General features: G+C 68.7%; 17 protein-coding genes. 8 read left to right on the forward strand and 9 right to left on the reverse strand.

The genetic code is table 11. The annotated features are described in order from the left end of the window. Positions 1-50: 50 nt before the first annotated feature. The 3 genes from ACVCMI_RS03665 (at position 51) to ACVCMI_RS03675 (ending at position 4,926) form a co-directional block, all read left to right on the forward strand. Complete coding sequence (locus tag ACVCMI_RS03665; protein ID WP_395116007.1) at positions 51-512, forward strand: MarR family winged helix-turn-helix transcriptional regulator; 462 nt, start codon at positions 51-53, stop codon at positions 510-512. Between the two features lie 177 nt (positions 513-689). After that, complete coding sequence (locus ACVCMI_RS03670; RefSeq protein WP_447097411.1) at positions 690-1,820, forward strand: efflux RND transporter periplasmic adaptor subunit; 1,131 nt, start codon at positions 690-692, stop codon at positions 1,818-1,820. 7 nt (positions 1,821-1,827) lie between these two features. Beyond that, positions 1,828-4,926, forward strand: coding sequence for an efflux RND transporter permease subunit (locus ACVCMI_RS03675; RefSeq protein WP_447097410.1), 3,099 nt, complete (start codon positions 1,828-1,830; stop codon positions 4,924-4,926). Between the two features lie 40 nt (positions 4,927-4,966). Here ACVCMI_RS03675 and ACVCMI_RS03680 read toward each other — a convergent pair whose 3' ends face one another. From ACVCMI_RS03680 to ACVCMI_RS03690, 3 genes are all read right to left on the reverse strand, one after another. After that, entirely contained in the window at positions 4,967-6,403 is a 1,437-nt protein-coding gene (locus ACVCMI_RS03680) for a M20/M25/M40 family metallo-hydrolase (RefSeq protein ID WP_447097409.1), read from the reverse strand. A 106-nt stretch (positions 6,404-6,509) separates the two neighbouring features. After that, complete coding sequence (mscL, locus tag ACVCMI_RS03685; RefSeq protein WP_395116015.1) at positions 6,510-6,923, reverse strand: large-conductance mechanosensitive channel protein MscL; 414 nt, start codon at positions 6,921-6,923, stop codon at positions 6,510-6,512. A gap of 82 nt (positions 6,924-7,005) precedes the next feature. Further along, positions 7,006-7,692, reverse strand: a complete 687-nt coding sequence (locus ACVCMI_RS03690) for a fumarylacetoacetate hydrolase family protein (protein ID WP_447097408.1) — start codon at positions 7,690-7,692, stop codon at positions 7,006-7,008. A 238-nt stretch (positions 7,693-7,930) separates the two neighbouring features. Here ACVCMI_RS03690 and ACVCMI_RS03695 point away from each other — a divergent pair, with 238 nt between their 5' ends. The 4 genes from ACVCMI_RS03695 to ACVCMI_RS03710 are packed head-to-tail and all read left to right on the forward strand — an operon-like array spanning position 7,931 to position 12,365. Further along, on the forward strand, positions 7,931-9,172 hold the full coding sequence (locus ACVCMI_RS03695) for an efflux RND transporter periplasmic adaptor subunit (RefSeq protein ID WP_447097407.1): 1,242 nt from the start codon (positions 7,931-7,933) through the stop codon (positions 9,170-9,172). A gap of 43 nt (positions 9,173-9,215) precedes the next feature. Continuing rightward, complete coding sequence (locus ACVCMI_RS03700) at positions 9,216-9,902, forward strand: ABC transporter ATP-binding protein (RefSeq protein ID WP_447097406.1); 687 nt, start codon at positions 9,216-9,218, stop codon at positions 9,900-9,902. A gap of 10 nt (positions 9,903-9,912) precedes the next feature. Continuing rightward, on the forward strand, positions 9,913-11,079 hold the full coding sequence (locus ACVCMI_RS03705; RefSeq protein ID WP_395116023.1) for an ABC transporter permease: 1,167 nt from the start codon (positions 9,913-9,915) through the stop codon (positions 11,077-11,079). 11 nt (positions 11,080-11,090) lie between these two features. Continuing rightward, positions 11,091-12,365: an ABC transporter permease gene (locus ACVCMI_RS03710; RefSeq protein ID WP_395116025.1), complete on the forward strand. Its 1,275-nt coding sequence runs from the start codon at positions 11,091-11,093 to the stop codon at positions 12,363-12,365. Positions 12,366-12,406: 41 nt separating this feature from the next. On the opposite strand, the gene ACVCMI_RS03715 is transcribed toward ACVCMI_RS03710, so the two are convergent. The 3 genes from ACVCMI_RS03715 to ACVCMI_RS03725 form a co-directional block, all read right to left on the reverse strand. After that, entirely contained in the window at positions 12,407-13,795 is a 1,389-nt protein-coding gene (locus ACVCMI_RS03715; protein ID WP_447099493.1) for a short-chain fatty acid transporter, read from the reverse strand. Between the two features lie 189 nt (positions 13,796-13,984). Continuing rightward, on the reverse strand, positions 13,985-14,908 hold the full coding sequence (gene yedA / locus ACVCMI_RS03720; protein WP_447097405.1) for a drug/metabolite exporter YedA: 924 nt from the start codon (positions 14,906-14,908) through the stop codon (positions 13,985-13,987). A gap of 63 nt (positions 14,909-14,971) precedes the next feature. Continuing rightward, a complete protein-coding gene (locus ACVCMI_RS03725; RefSeq protein ID WP_447097404.1) occupies positions 14,972-15,250 on the reverse strand; it encodes a hypothetical protein in 279 nt (92 codons plus the stop codon). A 77-nt stretch (positions 15,251-15,327) separates the two neighbouring features. Here ACVCMI_RS03725 and ACVCMI_RS03730 point away from each other — a divergent pair, with 77 nt between their 5' ends. Continuing rightward, positions 15,328-15,699, forward strand: coding sequence for a Rieske (2Fe-2S) protein (locus ACVCMI_RS03730; protein ID WP_395116031.1), 372 nt, complete (start codon positions 15,328-15,330; stop codon positions 15,697-15,699). 28 nt (positions 15,700-15,727) lie between these two features. On the opposite strand, the gene ACVCMI_RS03735 is transcribed toward ACVCMI_RS03730, so the two are convergent. The 3 genes from ACVCMI_RS03735 to ACVCMI_RS03745 all read right to left on the reverse strand — a co-directional run bounded on the left by ACVCMI_RS03735 (position 15,728) and on the right by ACVCMI_RS03745 (position 20,946). Then, entirely contained in the window at positions 15,728-17,569 is a 1,842-nt protein-coding gene (locus ACVCMI_RS03735) for an SLC13 family permease (protein WP_395116033.1), read from the reverse strand. Between the two features lie 392 nt (positions 17,570-17,961). Continuing rightward, entirely contained in the window at positions 17,962-18,666 is a 705-nt protein-coding gene (gene trmB / locus ACVCMI_RS03740; RefSeq protein ID WP_447097403.1) for a tRNA (guanosine(46)-N7)-methyltransferase TrmB, read from the reverse strand. A 147-nt stretch (positions 18,667-18,813) separates the two neighbouring features. Beyond that, positions 18,814-20,946 (reverse strand): DUF6600 domain-containing protein, encoded by a 2,133-nt coding sequence (locus ACVCMI_RS03745; RefSeq protein ID WP_447097402.1) that lies wholly within the window; start codon positions 20,944-20,946, stop codon positions 18,814-18,816. Positions 20,947-21,146 lie beyond the last annotated feature (200 nt).

Below are 21,146 nucleotides of genomic sequence, written 5' to 3' on the forward strand. Positions count from 1 at the left end.
CGGGCGGCTTATGCTGGCCTCAGGTTTCGGGCGGCCGGGGGCAGCGCATCATGGCGAAAACGGAAGACCTATCCTTCGGGTATCTGCTCAACGACGTGACCTTGCTGTTTCGCAAGCATTTCGATCGGCGCGCGGTGAGATTCGGGCTGACCCGCGTGCAGTGGCGCGCCACCAAGATGTTGTACCACCGCGAGGGCCTGCGCCAGACCGAACTGGCCGAATCGCTGGAGATGGAGCCGATCGCGGTGGGCCGGGTGATCGACCGGCTGCAGGCCGCGGGCTTCGTCGAGCGCCGCGCCGATCCGCGCGACCGCCGCGCCTGGCGACTCTACGTCACCGACCGCGCACGCGTCGTCATCGGCGACATGGAGCTGATCGCGCGCGACCTGCGCAAGGATGCCACCGCGGGCATCGAGTACGCCGAACTCGAACACGCGCTGGGCGTGCTCAACCGGATCAAGGAAAACCTGCAGGCGCTGGATGCGGGCGAGAACCCGGGCGCCTCCGACTGATCCGCGCGATGTCATGTGCCATCGGTCCTGCACGGGTTGCCGGCGCGCGGGCGCAGAATGGAGCGTCGCCGGTACCGGGTGGGCCCCTGGCCCCCACGGCCGGGCAAAAGCATTGAATGTCGTGGTCAAGCCGCGTGTCGCCCACGCGCCGGTTGACCCGGCGTGGCCGGAGCGAGCATGCCGCAGAACAAATCCGGGAAACTGCTGTTGACGGCAGCTGCGCTGCTGCTCGCCGGTTTCGGGGCGCAGCAGTTCTGGCGCGGGCGTGATGGCGCGGCGAGCGCGCAGGCAACCCCACCCGCCCAGGCCGTGCCGGTCAGGGTCGCCACGGCGCAGCGCGGCGACATCGATCTCTCGTTGAAGGTGATCGGCAGCGCGCAGGCATGGTCCACGGTGACCGTGCAGTCGCGCGTCAGCGGCCAGTTGCAGGCGCTCTCGTTCAAGCCCGGCGGCCATGTCGCCAAGGGCGACACCATCATCCGCCTCGACCCCAGCCTGCTGCAGTCGCAGCTGGACGAGGCGAAGGGCAACCTGGCCCGCGACCAGGCGCAGTACGCCAACGCACAGGCCCTGCTGAAACGCTACGGCCCGCTGCTCAAGGACGGCTATGTGGCCAAATCGGCCTACGACGAGGCCAAGGCCAACGCCGGCCTGTATGCCGCAGCGATGAAGGCCGACCAGGCGGCGGTGGAACTGGCGCGCACGCAACTGGGCTATGCCACGATCCGCGCGCCGTTCGACGGCATCGCCGGTGCGCCGCTGGTGTATCCCGGCGCGCAGGTCAGCGCCAACAGCACCGATCTGGTGGTGCTCAATCAGGTGCAGCCGATCCACATCCGTTTCGCCGTGCCCGAAGCCGAACTGGCCGGGCTCAAGGCCGCGCATGCCCGTGGTGCGGTGCCGGTGATCGTGCGCTTGCCGGGCAAGGCCGCGTCGATGCAGGCCACGCTGGACTTCATCGACAACGCGGTGGACGCCAGCACCGGCACGATCCAGCTCAAGGCCCGCTATGCGAATGAGGACGATGAGCTCACGCCCGGCCAGTTCGTCGAGATCACCCTGCCCACCACGCGGCTGACCCACGTGGTGACGGTACCCGCGGTGGCGCTGCAGAACTCGCCGCGCGGCAGCTTCGTGTTCGTGGTTGATGCGGGCGGCGTGGTGCACCAGCGGATGGTCACGATCGGCAGTGGCACGGCCGACCGCGTGGTGGTCAGCAAGGGTCTGGACGGTGGCGAGCGGGTGGTCACCGATGGCCAGTTGCTGCTGGTCGACGGCGCGCGCGTGCGCGTGCTGAGCGGCGGTTGAGCGGGCCGTGAACCTGCCTGCGCTGTGCATCCGCCGGCCGGTGATGACCGTGCTGCTGATGGTTGCCCTGGTGGTGTTCGGCGTGGTGGCTTATCCGAAGCTGCCGGTGAACGAGTTGCCGAACGTGGATTTCCCCACCATCTCGGTCAGCGCCAAGCTGCCCGGCGCCTCGCCGGAGACGATGGCCACCGCGGTGGCCACTCCGCTGGAGAACGAGTTCTCCACCATCGCCGGCATCTCCACGATGACGTCGACCAGCGCCTTGGGCTCGACCTCGATCACGCTGACCTTCGGCCTGGACCGCAACATCGACGCCGCCGCGCAGGACGTGCAGGCGGCGATCTCGGCCGCGCAGCGGCAACTGCCCACGACCATGCCGACCCCGCCCACGTTCCGCAAGGTCAACCCGGCGGACAAGGCGATCCTGTATCTCACCCTGAGCTCGGACACCTTGCCGCTGTCGACGGTGAACGAGTACGGCGAGACCCAGCTGGCGCAGCGGCTGTCGATGGTCGACGGCGTGGCTCAGGTGAACGTGTTCGGCTCGCAGAAGTACGCGGTGCGCATCAGCGTGGATCCGAACAAGCTGGCCGCCAACGGCATCGGCATCGACACGCTGCAGCAGGCCATCGCCGACGCCAACGTCAACCTCGCCACCGGCTCGCTCAACGGCAGCCGGCAGTTGCTGCAGGTCAGTTCGGACGGCCAGCTGCAGCGCGCCGCGCCGTACAACGACATCGTGGTGGCCTATCGCAACGGCGCGCCGATCCGGCTGTCCGCGCTGGGCCACGCCAGCGACGGCGTGCAGAACGACCAGGTCGCCAGCTGGTTCGACGGCAAGCGCGCGATCGTGCTGGCGATCGACCGCCAGCCCGGCTCCAACACGGTGGCCACCGTGGACCGCATCCGCCAGGTGCTGCCGCAGTTCCAGGCCAGCCTGCCGCCGTCGGTCAAGCTCGGCGTGCTGTACGACCGCTCGGAATCGATCCGCCATTCGGTCGACGACGTGCAGTACACCCTGCTGCTGGCCGGCGTGCTGGTGATCCTGGTGATCTACCTGTTCCTCGGCAACGCCTCGGCCACGCTGATCCCGGCGCTGGCGCTGCCGGTCTCGGTGATCGGCACCTTCGGCGTGATGTACGCGCTGGGCTACAGCCTGGACAACCTCTCGCTGCTGGCGCTGACCTTGGTGGTCGGCTTCGTGGTGGACGACGCGATCGTGATGCTGGAGAACATCGTGCGCCACGTCGAGCACGGCATGGATCCGTACGAGGCGTCGCTGAAAGGCGCCGCGGAGATCGGCTTCACCATCTTCTCGATGACGATCTCGCTGGTGGCGGTGTTCCTGCCGGTGATGTTCATGGGCGGCATCGTGGGCCGGCTGTTCCACGAGTTCGCGGTGACCATCAGCACCGCGATCCTGATCTCCGGTTTCGTCTCGATCACCTTGACGCCGATGCTGTGCAGCCGCTTCATCAAGCATGGCGGGCACGCGGAGAAATCACGCGTGGTGCGCTGGTTCGACCAGGGCTTCAACCGCGTGCGCGACGGCTACAACCGCTCGCTGGCGTGGTCGGTGCAGCGCCCGCGCGTGGTGCTGGGGGTGTTCTTCGCCAGCCTGCTGGCCACCGCGGCGCTGTTCGTGCTGGTCGACAAGGATTTCATCCCGGCCGGCGACACCGGCCAGCTGATCGTCAACGTCGAAGGGCCCGACGACATCTCGATCACCGCGATGAAGGCGCGCCAGCAGGAACTGGCTGCGATCGTGGCGCAGGACCCGAACATCGACAGCTTCATGTCGTCGGTGGGCAGCGGCGGCTCGCGCGCGACCACCAACAACGGCACCATGTTCCTGCGCCTGAAACCCGCCTCCGAGCGTGCGCTCGATCCGGCGCAGATCATCCAGGAGCTGCGGCAGAAGTTCGCCCGCATCCCCGGCATCCGCGCCTACATCCAGAACCCGCCGGCAATCCAGGTCGGCGGCCGGCAGTCCAAGGCGCAATACCAGTACACCTTGCAGTCGGTCGACCTGGATGCGCTGTACGCGGCGTCCGGCAAGGTGGAGCGCGCATTCGGCGCCTTGCCCGGTTTCCAGGACGTCACCAGCGACCTGGACCTCAACGGCCCGGCGATCGCGGTGCAGGTCGATCGCGCCCGGCTGGCGCCGCTGGGCCTCACCATGCGCCAGGTGCAGAAGGCGCTGGGCGCGGCGTTCGGCGCCAACCAGGTCTCCACCATCTACGGCTCGGCCACGCAGTACTGGGTGATCCTGCAGGTCGCCTACGCGCTGCAGGATGATCCGGCGGTGTTGTCGCAGCTGTACGTCACCTCCGGCAGCGGCGCGCTGGTGCCGCTCAGCGCGGTGGCCAGCTTCCAGCGCACGGCGCGCCCGCTCACGGTCAACCACCAGGGCCAGCTGCCCGCGGTGACGATCTCCTTCAACCTGGCGCCCGGGGTCAGCCTGAGCCAGGCGGTGAGCCGCATCGACGGCGCGATGGCGCAGTTGCACCTGCCGGCGACGATCACCGGCAGCGTGCAGGGCACCGCGCAGGCGTTCCAGGATTCGATGCAGGGCATGGGCCTGCTGCTGGTGCTTGCGGTGTTCGTGATCTACCTGGTGCTGGGCATCTTGTACGAGAGCTTCATCCACCCGCTGACGATCCTGTCCGGCCTGCCGGCCGCCGGCGTCGGTGCGCTGCTGACGCTGATGATCTTCCGCGCGCCGCTGGACCTGTTCTCCTTCGTCGGCATCGTGATGCTGATCGGCATCGTCAAGAAGAACGCGATCATGCTGATCGACTTCGCGCTGGAGCGGCAGCGCGTCGAGGGCATGGCGCCGATGCAGGCGATCGTCGAGGCCTGCCACGTGCGCTTCCGCCCGATCATGATGACCACCATGGCGGCATTCGCCGGCACCTTGCCGATCGCGCTGGGCATCGGCGCCGGCGCCTCGGCGCGGCGGCCGCTGGGCCTGGCCGTCGTCGGCGGCCTGCTGGTGTCGCAGGTGCTCACGCTGTACCTGACGCCGGTGATCTACCTGTACATGGATCGCCTGCAGCAGCGCTTCGGGCGAAAGCGCAAGGCGCCGCAACTGGCTGCCGACTGAGGAACGGTCTCCCCCGCCGTTGCGGCGGGGCAACCAGGCATCATTCGCCGGTGCCGTCCTCGGCGAACGCACCCGGCGCCGAACCGAAGTCGCCATCGGCCTGTGCCGCCATGTACACCCACGCCGCGTAGACCGCCACGTTCTGCGCCAGGTCGGCCGGGTCGATCTTGTCCAGCGTGTCGTTGGCGGTGTGGTGCCAGTCGAAGTAATGCGTGCCGTCCTGGGTCAGGCTCAGCGCGGCCATGCCGCGGGCGTGCATCTGCGACAGGTCCGAGCCGCCGCCGCCGGGGCGGCTGGCGTCGTAGGCCACGCCCAGCGGCGCCAGCACGCTGGCGATCTGTGCGATCGCGCCGCGCGCCTCGGGTTTCACGCTGGCGCTCATGCGCCAGATCCGGCCAGCGCCGAAATCCGAATCGGTACCGAGCTGGAACTTCGCCACCTCGCCGGCATGCTTCTGCGCATAGGCGCGCGAGCCCCACAGGCCCATTTCCTCGTTGGCGAAGGCGATCACGCGGATGGTGCGGTCGGGGCGCTGCGGCAGGTCGCGGATCAGCTTGGCCGCGGCCATGGTGATCGCGATGCCGGCGCCGTCGTCGATCGCGCCGGTGCCCGGGTCCCACGAATCGAGATGGCCGCCGATGGCCACTACCTGGTCCGGATGCTTGCGACCGGTGATCTCGCCGATCACGTTGGCGCCGGTGTATTCGCCGACGATGCCGCAATCCAGATCCATCCGCACCGTCACCGGCTTGCCGTAGGCGAGCACGCGATCGAGCTGGTCGGCATCGGGGTTGGACAGCGCGGCGGCGGGAATTGCCCGGGCTTTCGGGTCGCGGAAGCCGGTGACGCCGGTGTGTGCGATGCGCTGGTGCTCATCCGTACCGGCCGAGCGCAGCAGGTAGCCGGCGGCGCCCTTGGCCGCGGCGATCACCGCGCCAGTGGTGCGCACGGCCGAGCCCATGCCGTAGTCGTGGCCGTCCTTCTGGCGATGCATGCGGTAGTCGACGTAGACGATGCGGTCCTTCACGCTGGCCGGGTCGGCCGCCTTGAGCGCATCGAGGCTGGTGAACTTCACCACCTGCGCGGTGAGTCCGCCCGCAGGCGTGGCAGGCGAATAGCCCAGTGCGGTGAGCACCAGCGGCTGCGGAAACGGGGCCACGATGGCACCGCTCTCGCTGCGGCGCTGCCACAGCGGAAACGTCACCGGCTCGCTGTAGACCTTGTCGAAACCAAGCGCCTTGAACTTCGCCAGCGCCCACTGGCGCGCGCGCAAGTCGGCTCCGCTGCCGGCCAGGCGCGGCCCCACCTCGGTGGTGAGCGAGGTCACCACGGCCATGGCGGTGCCGTCGTGCAGCGCCTGGTCGCGCAACTGTTCGGCCGTCTTTACGGCCGTGGCGGGAATCGTGGTGGCGGCGCTGGCGATGCCGCCGGCCAGCAGCAGGCCGGCAGCGAGCAAAGTGAGGGGGAGACGGCGCATCGGGGCACTCCGCGGAGGAAACCCCGATTATGGCGTGGCGGCCGGGTCGTGCTTAGGCCAGAAGTCATGGGCGGCGGCAGCGACCAGGGCCGCTACCGCCGGCGGGTCACGGCTGTCTGTTCTTCAGCAGGTCGCGAATCTCGGTGAGCAGGGCGACGTCGGCCGGCGGCGCGGCGGGCGCCTCCTCCTGCTTCCTCTGCATGCGGTTCATCGCCTTGATCACCATGAAGATCGCGAACGCGATGATGATGAAGGTGATGATGGTGTTGATGAAGCTGCCGTAGCTGATCGCCACCTCGGCAATCTTGTGTGCCGGATCGCTGTCGTCGGCCGGCTTGATCACCCACTTCAGTTTGGAGAAGTCGATGCCGCCGGTGATCCAGCCGATCGGCGGCATGATCACGTCGCTGACCAGCGAGCTGACGATCTTGCCGAACGCACCGCCGATGACGATACCGACGGCCATGTCCATCACGTTGCCGCGCATCGCGAACGCCTTGAATTCCTGCAGCATGCTCATGCGTTTCTCCCCGGGTTTTGCCAGATGGCAGGGGGGACTTTAGCGCAGCGTGAGGGCGCAGGACAGGCAGCGAAACGCGGTTTCAGACGATCTGTCCGGCCAGTTCGGCCACGCCGACCAGCTCGGCGTGAAAGCGGTCGCCGCGCTGGAGCGCCGCCACCCCGGCGGGCGTGCCGGTGAATACCAGGTCGCCGGGTTTCAGTTCGAACAACCGCGACAGCGCGGCGAGGATGTGCGGCACGTCGTGGATCATCTCGCCCAGGCGCGCCTGCTGGCGCAGCGCGTCGTTGACGTGCAGGCGCAGCACGGTGTCCGCGTCCACGTACGCCCGCGCCGCCGGGCACAGCGCGGAGACCGGCGCGGAATGGTCGAAGCCCTTGGCCACGTCCCACGGATGGCCCTTCGCCTTGGCCTGCGCCTGCAGGTCGCGGCGGGTCAGGTCCAGGCCCACGCCGTAGCCCCACACCAGCGCGGCCGCGGCCGCCGGTTCAAGCCCGCGCCCGCCTGCGCCCAGCGCCACCACCATCTCCACCTCGTGGTGCAGGTCGGCGGTCATGGTGGGGTAGGGTACGTCGCCGCCATCGGCCACCACCGCGTCGGCCGGCTTGCAGAAGAACATCGGCGCGGCCTTGTCCACCGTGGCACCCATTTCGCGCGCATGCTCGGCGTAGTTGCGGCCGATGCAGAACACCCGGCGGACCGGAAAGCGCTGGTCGCTGCCGATGACCGGCAGGCTGGGGATGGTGGGTGCGGCAAGGATGTAGTTCATGTCGGCAAGCGTAGCAAAGCCGGGCGGCGCAATGGCGGGGGAACCGCAGCAGGGCCGCTGCGACAGTGCTGCAGGGTGTCGATTCCACCCGACCTCGTTCGTCAATGCTTGATGGCGCCGGTCTCGGCACGGTGGCAGGTGACAGCTGTCACCAACGATGATTGATGCTGTGCCATGGCAGGGCGCAGCCACGTCGTCCATGCTGGAAGTCGTCACTGGGCAGCCGTAAAAAACGGGGATGGATGTGGATAACGATGAACTGTTGAAAGAACTGCGCATCGAACGCCACCAGCGCGAGGACCATGGTGATGGTCGTGGCCGCTGGCCATGGATCGCCGGAGGGCTGATTGCGGTGCTGGTGCTGCTCGGTGGCGCGGGCTGGATGCTGCTCGGGCATCGTGCGGTGGCCGTGCAGACGGCCACTGCGGTCGCGCCCACGGCCAACAGCGAAGCCGGCGCGGTGCTGCAGGCCACCGGCTACGTCACCGCGCGGCGGCAGGCCACGGTGTCGGCGCAGATCACCGGCACGCTGACCGCCGTATTGATCGAGGAAGGCGATCACGTGACGCAAGGCCAGGTGCTGGCCCGGCTGGACGACAGCGGGTACAAGGCCAACCTGGCGGCCGCGCGGGCGCAGGCGGACGCGGCCCATGCACTGGTCGCGCAGAACCGGGCGCAGCTGGCGCAGAGCGTGCACGATGCGGCGCGGCTGCAGTCGCTGGCCGCCCGCGGCCTGGTGTCGAAACAGAGTGCCGAACAGGCACAGACCCAGGTCGACAGCCTGCGTGCCCAGCTGGATTCGCAGCGGCAGCAGGCCAGGTCCGCCGACGCGCAGGCCCATGTGGCGAAGGTGAACTTCGACTACACCGTGGTACGCGCGCCGTTCAGCGGCGTGGTCACCACCAAGGACGCGCAGGTGGGCGAAATCATCTCGCCGCTTTCCGCCGGCGGCGGCTTCACCCGCACCGGCGTGGGCACCATCGTCGACATGGGTTCGCTGGAGGTCGACGTCGACGTCAACGAGGCGTACATCGGCCGCGTGAAGCCGGGCATGTCGGCCGAAGCGGTGCTGGATGCGTATCCGGACTGGCGCATTCCTGCCCACGTGGTCGCCATCGTGCCCACCGCGGATCGTGGCAAGGCCACCATCAAGGTGCGCGTGGCGCTGGAAAGGAAGGATGCGCGCGTGGTGCCGGACATGGGCGCGCGGGTGTCATTCCTGGAAGAAAAACAAGGCGCCAGCGCGCCGCTGCCGCAGGGCGTGCTGGTGCCGGCCACTGCAGTCGTGCGGCGCGATGGCCGCAGCGTGGTGTTCGTGGTCGACGGCGAGGCGGTGCGCCAGCGCACGGTGAGCCCGGCGGCGCAGGCCTATGGCGAGTTCCGCCTGTTGCCGGCCGCGGTGAAGCCGGGCGACAGCGTGGTGGTTTCGCCGCCGGCCGAACTGCACGATGGCTCGGCCGTCCAGACGAAGAAGCCGTAATTCGATTCACAACTCCTGCAAGCATGTTCACTGGAGATCCACCATGGGCGCATTGATCGAGATCCACGACCTTGCCAAGACCTACACGCGCGGCAAGCAGAAAGTCGAAGTGCTGCACCACGTCAACCTGGACATCGCCGAAGGCGATTTCCTGGCGCTGATGGGGCCATCGGGCTCCGGCAAGACCACCTTGCTCAACCTGATCGGCGGGCTCGACACGCCCAGCGCCGGCAGCATCCGCGTGGGCGGCCAGCGCATCGACCAGCTCGGCGGCGGCGCGCTGGCGAAATGGCGCGCCTCGAACGTGGGCTTCATCTTCCAGTTCTACAACCTGATGCCGATGCTCTCGGCCCAGCGCAACGTCGAGTTGCCGCTGCTGCTGACGAAGCTTTCGGCCGCACAGCGCAAGAAGAACGCGGCCATCGCGCTGCAACTGGTCGGCCTCTCCGATCGCGCCAGCCACAAGCCGAGCGAACTGTCCGGTGGCCAGCAGCAGCGCGTGGCGATCGCACGCGCGATCGTTTCCGACCCGGCCCTGCTGGTCTGCGACGAGCCGACCGGCGATCTCGACCGCCAGTCCGCCGAGGACGTGCTCGGCCTGCTTCAGCAACTCAACCGTGACCACGGCAAGACCATCGTGATGGTCACGCACGATCCGAAGGCCGCCGAATACGCCAGCCACACGCTGCATCTGGACAAGGGCACCCTGGTCGAACAGGCCGCGGCGTGAGGAGACGGCGATGAAATACTTTCATCTGATCTGGGCTGCGCTGTTCCGGCGCAAGACCCGCACGATACTCACGCTGGTGTCGATCATTGCCGCGTTCCTGCTGTTCGGCATGCTCGATGCGGTGCGCACGGGTTTCGACCAGGCCGGCAACAGCGCCAACGGCGCCGAGCGGCTGCAGACCGGCTCGCGGCTGTCCTTCATCCAGACCCTGCCGCAGTCGCTGGAGGCGCGGATCGCCCAGGTGCCGGGCGTGAAGATGGTCACCTATGCGAACTGGTTCGGCGGCGCATACCAGGACCCGCACAACCAGGTCTTCAGCTTCGCGGTGGAACCTAACTACCTCGACCTCTATCCGGAGATGGAAGTGAGTCCGGCCGAGCGCAAGGCGTTCGAAACCACCCGCACCGGCGCGCTGGTCGGGGAAAAACTGGCCCAGCGGTTCCACTGGAAGGTGGGCGACAAGATCCCGATGCAGTCGACCATCTTTCCCAACCATGAAGGCAGCAAGAACTGGACCTTCGACATCGTCGGCATCCTGCATTCGAAGGACAAGAAGTCCGGCGGCTTCTACGACCAGATGTTCCTGCTGAACTGGAAGTATTTCGACGAGACCACGCCATACAACCGCGGCCAGGTTGGCTGGTACGTCACGCGCGTCACCGATGTGAACCAGGCCGATCGCGTGGCCAAGGCGATCGATGCCATCTCGGCCAACTCCGATCACGAGACGCGCACGCAGACCGAAGCCGCCGCCACCGCATCGTGGATGAAGCAGCTGGCCGATATCGGCCTGATCGTCACCTCGATCATGGGCGCGGTGTTCTTCACCCTGCTGCTGCTGTCGGGAAACACCATGATGCAGGCCGTGCGCGAACGGACGTCCGAACTGGCGGTGCTGAAGACGATCGGCTTCTCCAGCCGCAGCGTGCTGGCGATGGTGCTGGCCGAATCGGTGCTGCTGTTGCTGCTCGGCGGCGTGCTGGGTCTGGCGCTGGCGATGCTGGTGGTCGGTGGCGTGCATGCGGCGATGGGCGGCGCGATTCCGATGGCGCCGGTGGATGCCGGCATCTGGCTGCGCGGCTTGTTGTTGATGATCGCCGCCGGCCTGCTGGTCGGTGCCTTGCCCGCGATGCGCGCGATGCGCCTGAACATCGTCGATGCATTGGCTGGCCGCTGAGGAGAACGACCATGTTCCTGCATTCCCTGATGTTGTTTTTCTCCGCACTCACCGTGTTTTCGGTCGTGTTGCTCGCCGTGTGGATGCTGTTCGCCCGCCAGGGCAGGCAGGCCATCTCGGTCACCGCGGTCGGCATCGGCACGCTGCGCCAGCGGCTTGGCATGTCGTCGGTGATCGTGATCGGCATCGCCGGCGTGGTGGCGGTGCTGGTGGCATTGCTGGCAATGAGCGATGGCTATCGCGAGACGCTGAGCAAGACCGGCAGCACGGATACGGCCATCGTGATGCGCGGCGCATCCGCCTCCGAGGTGATGTCGGTGCTCGACCATGACAGCGTGACGCTGATCCCGCAGACCGCCGGCATCGCCAAGGACGCCAAGGGCCAGCCGATCGCCTCGCCCGAGCTGGTGGTGGCCGCGAACCTGCCGATCAAGGGTGGCCAGCCGGACGAAGAGGGCAGCGTGCAACTGCGCGGCGTCAGCGACCAGGCCTGGGCGGTGCGGCCGAACCTGAAGATCGTCGAGGGCCGCAAGTTCACCCCAGGCATGCGCGAGCTCATCGTCGGCAAGGGCGCCGCGCGGCAATTCGCCGGGCTGGAGCCAGGCCATCAGGTCCGTCTCGGCAGCCAGCTGTGGACCGTGGTCGGCGTGTTTGCTTCCGGCGACTCGATGGATTCGGAAGTGTGGGGCGATGCCGGCGTCGTGGCCGATACCTACCGCCGTGGCAGCAGCCGCGCATCGGTCACCGTGAAGCTGGCCGATCCTGGCGCATTCGATGCCTTCAAGGCCACGCTGGAAGCGAATCCGCAATTGAAGGTGGACGTCAGCACCACGCTCGACTATTTCAGCAAGCAGTCCGAAGGCATGAGCAGCTTCCTGACCATCATCGGCATCGTGGTCGGCTCGATCATGGCGATCGGCGCGATCTTCGGTGCGCTCAACTGCATGTTCGCCGCGGTCGCGGCACGGGCGCGCGAGATCGCCACGCTGCGGGCGATCGGCTTCCGCGGGCTGCCGGTGGTGGTGGCGGTGATGCTCGAAACCATGTTGCTTGCGCTGCTCGGCGGCCTGATCGGCGGCTTGCTGGCGTGGCTGGTGTTCAACGGCTACAGCGCGTCCACACTCGCGGCCGGTTCGGTCGGCAAGCTCAGTTTCGAGCTCAAGGTCTCCGCCGAACTGCTGTGGGTGGGGCTGTTGTGGGCGCTTACCATCGGCTTCATCGGCGGACTGTTCCCCGCGGTCCGCGCGGCGCGATTGCCGGTGACGACGGCGTTGCGCGAGCTATAGCGTCGACGGCGGGAGCGCATGGCGCGCTCCCGCCCTGCCGGCTACGGCATCACCGGCGGCACGTAGTCCAGCGTCATGCCCAGCAGCCACAGCATGCCCAGCACCAGCGGCACGTGCACCACCAGTTGCACGAAGGTGTAGCCGACCACGTCGCGCGCTTTCAGCCCCAGCACGCCGAGCAGCGGCAGCATCCAGAACGGGTTGATCAGGTTGGGCAGCGCCTCGGCCGCGTTGTATACCTGCACCGCCCAGCCCAGGTGCACGTGCAGGTCGTTCGCCGCCTGCATCACGTACGGCGCCTCGACCAGCCACTTGCCGCCACCGGAGGGCACGAAGAAGCCGAGGATCGCCGAGTACGCGCCCATCACCGCGGGGAAGCTTTCCTGCCCGGCAATGTGCACGAACAGGTTCGACAACCGGTGCGCCAGGGTGGAGCCGTCGGCGCCGGGCACGTGGGTGAGCAGGGCGGCGATGCCGCCGTACAGCGGGAACTGGATCAGCACGCCGGCGGTGCTCGGCACGGCGCGATGCACCGCGTCGAGGAAGCTGCGCGGGCGCCAGTGCAGCAGGAGCCCTGCGGTCAGGAACAGGAAGTTGTAGGTATTGAGGTTGGCGATCGCGGTCACCGCCGGCTTGGTCGCGAACTCGTGGCCCAGCCAGCCCAGCCCCAGCAGGCCGATCGCCAGCGCCAGCAGCGGGCTGTATTCCAGCCATTCGCCCGGGCGCGTGCGCGGCGGCAACGCGGGCGTCGAGCTTTCGCCGATGTCGAAATCCTTCGAGGTGCGCGCGTTCGCATCCGACGGCGCGGTGAACCAGCACACCAGCAGCGACACCACGATCAGCACCGCGGTCAGCACGATCGACTGCCACAGGAAGATGGTCTGGCTGAAGGGCAGCACGCCGGTGATCGCGAGCAGGCCCGGCGGCATGCTGGCCGGGTTCGCCTGCAACTGCGCCGCCGACGAGGACAACCCCATCGCCCAGATCGCGCCCAGGCCGAGATACGCCGCCGCACCCGCCGCGCGGTAATCCATGTGCAGCTCGTCGCGCCGCGCCAGCGCGCGCACCAGCAGCCCGCCGAACACCAGCGAGAAACCCCAGGAAAGCAGCGACGCGAGCATGCTCACAAACGCGACGTACACGATCGCGCCGCGTCCGGTGCGCGGCGCGCGCGCCAGCACGTCGATGAAGCGCGCCACCACCGGCGCAGTGGCCAGCACGTAGCCGCCGATCACCACGAAGGCCATCTGCATGGTGAACGGGATCAGGCTCCAGAAGCCGTCGCCGAAGGCGTTGACCGTCGCCGTCGGCGTGGCCCCGAACGCGAATGTCGCCAGCGCCACCAGCACCACGCCCAGCGCGGCGAACACCCACGCATCGGGGAACCAGCGCTCCGCCCACGCCGCGCTGCGCAGGGCAGCGCGCGCCATCCAGCCGTCTTGCGATGCGTTCATGCCGTTCTCCGCCGTGGTCGGGTCATCGTCGCGCCGCGGCAGCCGTGCCGGCAAGCCGACCATGGTCGAGCGCACCATCAGGGGTAGGAGCCCGCTCGCGGGCGATGCTCTTGGGGCAGGGATTCGGGATTCGCCAGAGCAGGAGCATCGCCTGCGAGCGGGCTCCTACGGTTTCGCCACGCGCCGTGTCCTGGCGAGCGTGATCACCGCCACGCCGGCCAGGATGATCGCCATGCCGGCCAGGTCGAACGGCCCCACGTGTTCGCCGGCCAGCAGCACGCCGAACAGCACGGCCACCGGCGGGTTGACGTAGGCGTAGCTGGTGGCCAGCGCCGGGCGCGCGTGCTTGAGCACGTACAGGTAGGCGCTGAACGCGATGATCGAACCGAACACCGCCAGGTAGACCAGTGCCAGCGTGGCGCGGGTGCTCGGGTGTGCGGGCAGGTGCTCGCCACTGGCGAAGCCCACGACGAGCAGGGCGAGGCTGGCGCACAGCATCTGCGCGGCGGTGTTCATCGGGCCGGGCGGCATCATCTGGCGTCGGCTCCACACCGAGCCGAACGCCCATGCCGCCGCGGCCAGCAGCAGGGCGGCCGCGCCCAGCGACGAGCCGGCCAGGCTGCTGCCCAGGTTGAGCACGATCACGCCGGCGAAGCCGATCGCCAGGCCGATCGACTCGCGCCGGTGCGGCCACTCGCCGTACATGCCGGAAAACAGCGCCGCGAACAGCGGCATGCTGGCCACCGCCACCGCGGCGATGCCCGAGCTCACCCGTTCTTCGGCGAAGCACACCAGTCCGTTGCCCATGCCGAGCAGCAGCAGGCCGGTGATTGCCGCGTTGCGCCACTGCAGCGGTGTCGGCGGCGCCATCCCGCGCCAGCGCAGGAAGCCGTACAGCGCGATGCCGGCGCCGAGGAAGCGCACGCCGGCGAGCAGGAACGGCGGGTAGCTTTCCAGCGCGAAACGGATGCCCAGATAGGTCGAACCCCAGATCACGTACAGCGCGAACAACCCCAGCGGGATCAGGACGCGGGGATCGGTCAGGCGGCGCGGCGCGTCGGCCGCGAGGGAGGCGGGGATCTCGGACATGGGGAAGTATCGGGTGGGGGAGCCGCATTATCCCCGTGCCGCGGGTAAGCGCGCACGTGCGCCTCAATGCGTGACGGGACGCCCCTGGCGGATCACCCGGAACTCGCCTTCCAGCACCGCCGGCTGGGGCTTCGCCGGGCCCTGGGTCGGCACGCCGGCGGGTGCCTGCGCCTGCTTCCACTGGCGAATCGCCAGCACGATCACGCCGCCGATCAACAGCACGCCGGCCACCACCAGGCCGAACACCAGCAGCACGCCGATCACGGCCAGACCCAGCAGCAGCGACAGGAAGCGCGCCAGCGGATGGCGTGGGCGACGCATGGAATGCAGGTAGAGGCGCATGTGTTAAAAACTCGTGTGGTAAAATCAACGACTTACGCTACCACGATGGGGCCTCGCGAACCGCGAGGCAAGTGCCGATGGATACAGTGAACGAGACCGGATCGTCGCAGGCGCATGCCGTATGCGCACTGGAGCAGGTACCCGATGGCGGCGCCACCGCGGTGGACGCGATGCTGGCCGATGGCGAGGAGAGCCTGATCCTGCTGCGCCGGGGCGAGCAGGTCAACGGCTATCTCAACATCTGCCCGCATGCCGGCAACCGGCTCGACTACGCGCCGGGCAAGTTCCTGCTGAAGAACGCCAGCCTGATCTGCGCGGTGCACGGCGCCGTCTTCAACCAGGCCGACGGCCTGTGCACCGGCGGTCCCTGCCGCGGCCAGTCACTGCGCGCCGTGCCGCTGCGGGTGGTCGACGGCTTCATCTGCCTCGATCCCGCCGCGCTGCCCTGAAGTTCGCCGACTCCCGAATCCCGGCTGCTCAGCGGAACATCAGGTTCACCATCAGCAGCGTCGCCACCAGCATCAGAACCGTCAGCGGCGCGCCGACGCGCAGGAAATCCTTGCCCTTGTAGCCACCGGGGCCGGTGACCATCATCAGCGCGGGGTGGCCGGCGCTGATCAGGAAGGTGTTGGAGGAGGACACCGCCACGATCAGCGCATAGGCCGCCGGATTGGCGCCGGTGGCCACCGCCACGCTGATCGCCACCGGCACCATCATCACGGTGGCGCCCACGTTGGACATCACCTGGGCAAAGAGCAGGGTGAGCAACGCCACGCACAGTTGCAGCACCCACGGCGCGACGCCGCCAAGATGCGTCAACACCAGCTGCGCAAGCCAGGCGGCGGTGCCGGTGGCGTCCATCGACCAGCCCAGCGGGATCAGGCAGGCGACCACGAAGATCGTCTTCCAGTTGATCGCCTTGTACGCCTCGTCCATGTTCAGCACGCCGGTCAGCAGCATCGCGATCGCACCGGCCATCATCGACAGCGACAGGTCGAGCGGAGTGAACAGCGCCAACCCCTGCGCCATCAGGAAGAAACCCACCGCCTGCCAGATCTTGCCGGGGCGCTGCTCCTCCTTGGGGATGTCGGTGACCACGACCAGGTCCTTGTCCTCGGCGGCCAGCGCCAGGTCGCGCCAGTTGCTGTGCAGCACCACCGTGTCGCCGGCGCGCAGGCTGACCCCGCGCACGTCGTCGCGGAACACCTGGTCGCCGCGGGTAATCGCCAGCACCGAGATGCCGAAGCGCTTGCGCAGGCGCAGGTCGGCCACGGTCTGCTTGATGAAGCGCGACACCGGCGGAATCACCACTTCGGAAATGCCCGCGCGGGTGGGGTTGAACAATTCGCCCAACTGACGCATGCGGGTGGACAGCCGGCACAGCTGGTTGTTGGCGAACCGGTTCAACTGCTCGCGCGGGCCGAGCACGCCGAGTACCGAGCCGACCCAGATCACGTGATCGGCCGGCGGCGCCATGCGTGACTCGTTGCCGCTCTTGATCGCCAGGATCAATGGCGCCTGGTGCAGCGCTTCGGCTTCGCCGATGCTCATGCCCACCAGCGGGCTTTCCGCGGTGACGGTGAGCTCGGCGGTCTCGCCGCCGATGCCGTAGGTCTCGGCGAAGTAGCTTTCGGTGCGCCCGGGGGTCACCTTCAGGCGTTCGTCCTCGTGCCCGGGCAACAGCTTGTGTCCGAAGAAATAGAAATAGGCCACGCCCACCGCGGCCAGCACCAGGCCTATCGGCGTGACACTGAACAGGCCGAACTTGGGGATCGTGTGCGCGCCCGGCGGCAGGTTGAGGTTGGCGCTGGCGATCAGGTCGTTGAGGATGATCAGCGGCGAGTTCGCGATCAGCGTGGTGTTGGTGGCGGTGAAGATGCAGAACGCCATCGGCAGCAGCAGCCGCGAGATGGGTACGCCGGTGCGCGCGGCGAGTCGGCTGCTGATCGGGATCATCAGGGCCGCCAGCGCCTGGCTGGGGATCACCGCGCTGAACAGGCTGGCCACCACGTTGATGACCAGGCTCAGGCGCGATTCCACGCCGTTGGCCATGCGCATCATGACGCGCGCGGTATAGGTGAGCACGCCGGCGCGATCCAGGCCTTCGCCCATGATCATGATGGCGATGATCGAGATCACCGCGTTGCCGGCGAAGCCGTCGAACACCTTGTCCGCGGGAATCAGCCCGATCAGGCCGATGGCCACCACCACCAGCAGCGCCACCATGTCGGCGCGGATCCAGTCCAGCACCAGCATCAGCATGGTGAAGCCCGCCAGGCCCAGCACCAGGATCATTTCCGGGGTGAGCGACAGGCCCATCAGCGCAGGTCTCGCGGGGGCGACGCGCGCAAGTGGTCAGGCGATGGCAGTGGAAGCTTCACGCTGCGACGATTCGTCCCTGGATGGATCGCTTGAGTATAAGCGGGCCCGCGCGCGAGCTGGTGAATCGGAGGGCAAGAGCGGCACAGGGAGAATGCGGCGCGGCGGCATGGGCGTACCGATTCTGGCTCCTCCCCCTGCTGGCAGAGGGAGGCTGGGAGTACCGACGCCGGGTGCCGCCTTGGGTACTTCCTGCGCCGCCGCCACCTGGCCGGCCACGAGTTCCGCTGACAATAAATATCCGCTGGCCGGCCACAGCGCGGATCTCGTCTGCATCCCGACGCGCCTGTTGCACTTCCTCCCTCGCGAAACAGGGGAGGGTTGGGGTGGGGTCAAGCCTTTCGGTACAGCAGATCCCGCACCCCGTGCCCCAGCTTCAAGCCACGCCGTTCGAAGTGTGTCTCGATGCGCCACTCGGGTTTGTCGGCGTATGCGCCGGGGGCGATGGCGTTGCGCCAGCCGGGCGCGGCTTCCATCACCTCCAGCATGTGCTCGGCATAGGGCTGCCAGTCGGTGGCCAAGTGCAGCAGGCCATCGGAGGCCATGCGCGAGGCGAGCAGGGCGACGAATCCGGGTTGGATCAGGCGGCGCTTGTGATGGCGCTTCTTGTGCCAGGGGTCGGGGAACCAGATGCGCGCCTCGGCCAGCGTCGCGGGGGCGATTTCGTGCTCCAGCACCTCGACCGCGTCGTGCTTGTAGATGCGCACGTTGTCGGCGTCGCGCGCGGCCAGTGCGTTCATCAGGCGGCCGACGCCGGGCCCGTGCACTTCCACGCCGAGATAGTCGCGCGCCGGGTCGTGCTCGCTGGCCCAGGCCAGCGCCTCGCCGTTGCCGAAGCCGATTTCCAGCACGCGTGGCGCATGGCGGCCGAAGCTGGCGTCCAGGTCCCGCGGGGTGCCGGCGTAGTCCAGGCCATAGCGCGACCACAAGGTGTCGAAGGCGCGCTGCTGCGCCGGGGTCATGCGCCCCTCGCGCAGCACGAAGCTGCGGATGCGGCGCAGGTGCGCCGGCAGGTTGTCGGTGTCGCCAGCGGTCATGCGAGGGTCCAGGGGCCAGCAGGTGGCCGGCGCCACGAGGTCGCCGGCAGGAGCGGGCGAAGGCGCGCGCCCGCCGCGGGCGGCAGACTTTAGCAGGTCGGCGCGGGCGGGCTTTCCATCGCCCGTCGTGGCCGTCATCGGGTCAGCTCAGCGCTGGTGATCCTTGCGGGGGTCGGCTTGCCGCAAGCGTTGCGCGTCGGCGCGCGCCGGCGGCGGCGCCTCGCGCCGCGGCGGCGGCGTATAGCGCGGTGTCGGCGCGGGCGGCGGCGCCTGTCGCTGCATCGGCTGCGGCCGTGGTTGCTCGCGCGTGAACGTGGGGCGGGCGATCTCGCGCGGTTGCTCGCGATTGAAGGTCGGGCGGGCGACTTCGCGCGGTTGCTCGCGTTCGAAGTTGGGGCGGCTCATCTGCGCACGCTCGATGCGCGACTCGGGACGCGCGCGCGGCGGGTTGTCCACCGACTCCGGCATGCGGGCGCGGCGTTCCGGCATGGCCTGCCCGTCGGCATCGGCGCGGCGGATCGGCGCCACCCGCGGCAGCGAGGGTTCGCTGCGCGCGGCCGGGCTGATGTAGCTGACCCCGGGTCGCGGCATCGCCGCCGATTCATCGCGCCGACGCTCCTGCGGGTGGGCGTAGCGTGCCGAGCGCAGTTCCTCGCGCGGCATCGGCGTGGCGCGGTTCACGCGCTCGGGTACCGGCAGCGTGGCGGCGTCGTCAGCGCGGCGCGCCGGCAGCCGGGGCCGATCGGCGACCGCCGTCGCGGACATCTCGGCGCGGCGGGGATTCAGCACGCGCACATTCGATACCGGTCGCGGCTGCACTCGCCCGTCGCCTGGCCGGTGGGCGAGCTCGGCGGCCACCATGGGCGGCGCGCGGCGGGCGACCACCTCGCGCTGGAAGCCGCCGGTGGGCAGCTGGCGCACGTGCCCGCTGCGCTGGTCGATCGCGTTGCGCGGCAGCGGACGGATCATGTCGACGCCACGCGGTGCCACCCGGGTCGACGCCAGCCGGGCCGGATCGAGCTTGACCTGGTGGCGCTGCACGCCGGCACCGGCGGCAAACTCGCGTGCCGACATCGCGGTAATGCCTCGCGGCGCGTAGCGGTTGGCGTAGTGCTCGTCGAATGGCCGGTTGTTGCGGTAGCGGTCGTAATGGCTGGCGACGCGATCGTCGACGATCACGCGGGTGATGTGCCGGGTCACGCGGATGTTGTTGACGTTGACCCGGCGGTAGTAGTCGCGATCGCAGCGGTACCACGGGTTGTAGACCTCGCCCGGACCGAGCGGGAACCAGCCGACCGGACCACTGCCGATGCCCACCGAGAAACCGCCGCCGCCGATGAAGGCGACCAGTGCCGGTGCGTAGATCGGCCGCGCGTAACGCGGCCCGGGGATCCAGCCCCAGCCGCGATGGGTGTGCGCCCAGCGGCCGTAGTGGTACGGCGCGTAGCCCCAGGGCATGGCGTCGATCCAGGTCCAGCCCCACGGCGCGATGTAGGCCCAGTGGCCGTCACGGTAAGGCGCCCAGCCCACGGCGACGTTGCTCGGATACCACACGGCGCCGTAGTCGCTGTCGTCCTGCCATTCGCCGTACTGGTCCAGGTCCTGGTAGCCGACCACCTCGGGCGAGACGTACTGGCCGCTGCGCGACTGCGCATAGCGCTGGTCGCGCTGGTCCACCCAGGCGTCGAAATCGTCGCCGCCGTCGATGTCGCTGATCGCGATGGCGGCCAGGTCGGAGTCGACGAAGCGGTAGCTGCGCCCGGCGAACACGTCGCGCTGCGTGTTGTTCTCGCCGTACACGGTGGCCTTGCCGTCGAACACGGTGACGCGGGTGGCGCCGCGGTCGATATCCACGCGTACGCGGCCGGGCTGGTCGATCACCAGCGCCACCGTCGGCGTGTCGATCTCGTAGCTCTGGCCCTGCTCGAGCTGGCGCACACTGAGGCTCAGCGTGCCTTGGGTCAGTTCGATCTGCGCCAGTTGCTCGTCCAGGTCGAGCAGGCCCATGTCGGTGCGCTGGTCGAGCCGCAGCGTGGCGCCGCCCAGTTCCAGCTCAGCGCGCGCGTCGTCGCCGCTGGAGAGCTTGTCGCCGGTGGTCAGCGGGCGGTTGACGCTGGCGTCGCTCCAGTCGCGGGCACCGGCCGGCAGCAGGCCGAGGTCGCCGCTGGACCATGACAGCCGCGCCACCCGGCTCGGCGGCGCGTAGCCGTCGTCGCCAGCGGCCGTCTGCGCATGGGCGGCGCCGATGCCGGCGAGCAGCAGGCCGAGCGCGAGCAACACGGCATGTCGCGAAGGTGAAGCGAACAGTCTGGCCAAGATCCGCATGACGGTCTCCCCTGTGAACGGTGGGCGCCGGTGCCCGATGCGGGGGCGCATCGGCGGTCGCGTGTGGATTATGTGCATGGACAACGTTAGGCCAACCTTAGGCGCAGACGCGGCGACCGCCGCCGGTTCAGCCGCCGGCCATTCGCGGTTAAGCC

Source organism: Rhodanobacter sp. UC4448_H15 (assembly GCF_052978265.1).

Excerpts from the sequence above, each read along its gene's own strand:
- ACVCMI_RS03705 (WP_395116023.1), top strand. The coding sequence starts at position 9,913 with ATGAAATACTTTCATCTGATCTGGGCTGCGCTGTTCCGGCGCAAGACC.
- mscL (WP_395116015.1), bottom strand. The coding sequence starts at position 6,923 with ATGAGCATGCTGCAGGAATTCAAGGCGTTCGCGATGCGCGGCAACGTG.
- ACVCMI_RS03735 (WP_395116033.1), bottom strand. The coding sequence starts at position 17,569 with ATGGGCCTGTCGCTCACCCCGGAAATGATCCTGGTGCTGGGCCTGGCG.
- trmB (WP_447097403.1), bottom strand. The coding sequence starts at position 18,666 with ATGACCGCTGGCGACACCGACAACCTGCCGGCGCACCTGCGCCGCATC.
- ACVCMI_RS03665 (WP_395116007.1), top strand. The coding sequence starts at position 51 with ATGGCGAAAACGGAAGACCTATCCTTCGGGTATCTGCTCAACGACGTG.
- ACVCMI_RS03725 (WP_447097404.1), bottom strand. The coding sequence starts at position 15,250 with ATGCGCCTCTACCTGCATTCCATGCGTCGCCCACGCCATCCGCTGGCG.
- ACVCMI_RS03730 (WP_395116031.1), top strand. The coding sequence starts at position 15,328 with ATGGATACAGTGAACGAGACCGGATCGTCGCAGGCGCATGCCGTATGC.
- ACVCMI_RS03695 (WP_447097407.1), top strand. The coding sequence starts at position 7,931 with ATGGATGTGGATAACGATGAACTGTTGAAAGAACTGCGCATCGAACGC.
- ACVCMI_RS03715 (WP_447099493.1), bottom strand. The coding sequence starts at position 13,795 with ATGGCGCGCGCTGCCCTGCGCAGCGCGGCGTGGGCGGAGCGCTGGTTC.
- ACVCMI_RS03670 (WP_447097411.1), top strand. The coding sequence starts at position 690 with ATGCCGCAGAACAAATCCGGGAAACTGCTGTTGACGGCAGCTGCGCTG.
- ACVCMI_RS03690 (WP_447097408.1), bottom strand. The coding sequence starts at position 7,692 with ATGAACTACATCCTTGCCGCACCCACCATCCCCAGCCTGCCGGTCATC.
- ACVCMI_RS03680 (WP_447097409.1), bottom strand. The coding sequence starts at position 6,403 with ATGCGCCGTCTCCCCCTCACTTTGCTCGCTGCCGGCCTGCTGCTGGCC.
- ACVCMI_RS03700 (WP_447097406.1), top strand. The coding sequence starts at position 9,216 with ATGGGCGCATTGATCGAGATCCACGACCTTGCCAAGACCTACACGCGC.
- yedA (WP_447097405.1), bottom strand. The coding sequence starts at position 14,908 with ATGTCCGAGATCCCCGCCTCCCTCGCGGCCGACGCGCCGCGCCGCCTG.
- ACVCMI_RS03710 (WP_395116025.1), top strand. The coding sequence starts at position 11,091 with ATGTTCCTGCATTCCCTGATGTTGTTTTTCTCCGCACTCACCGTGTTT.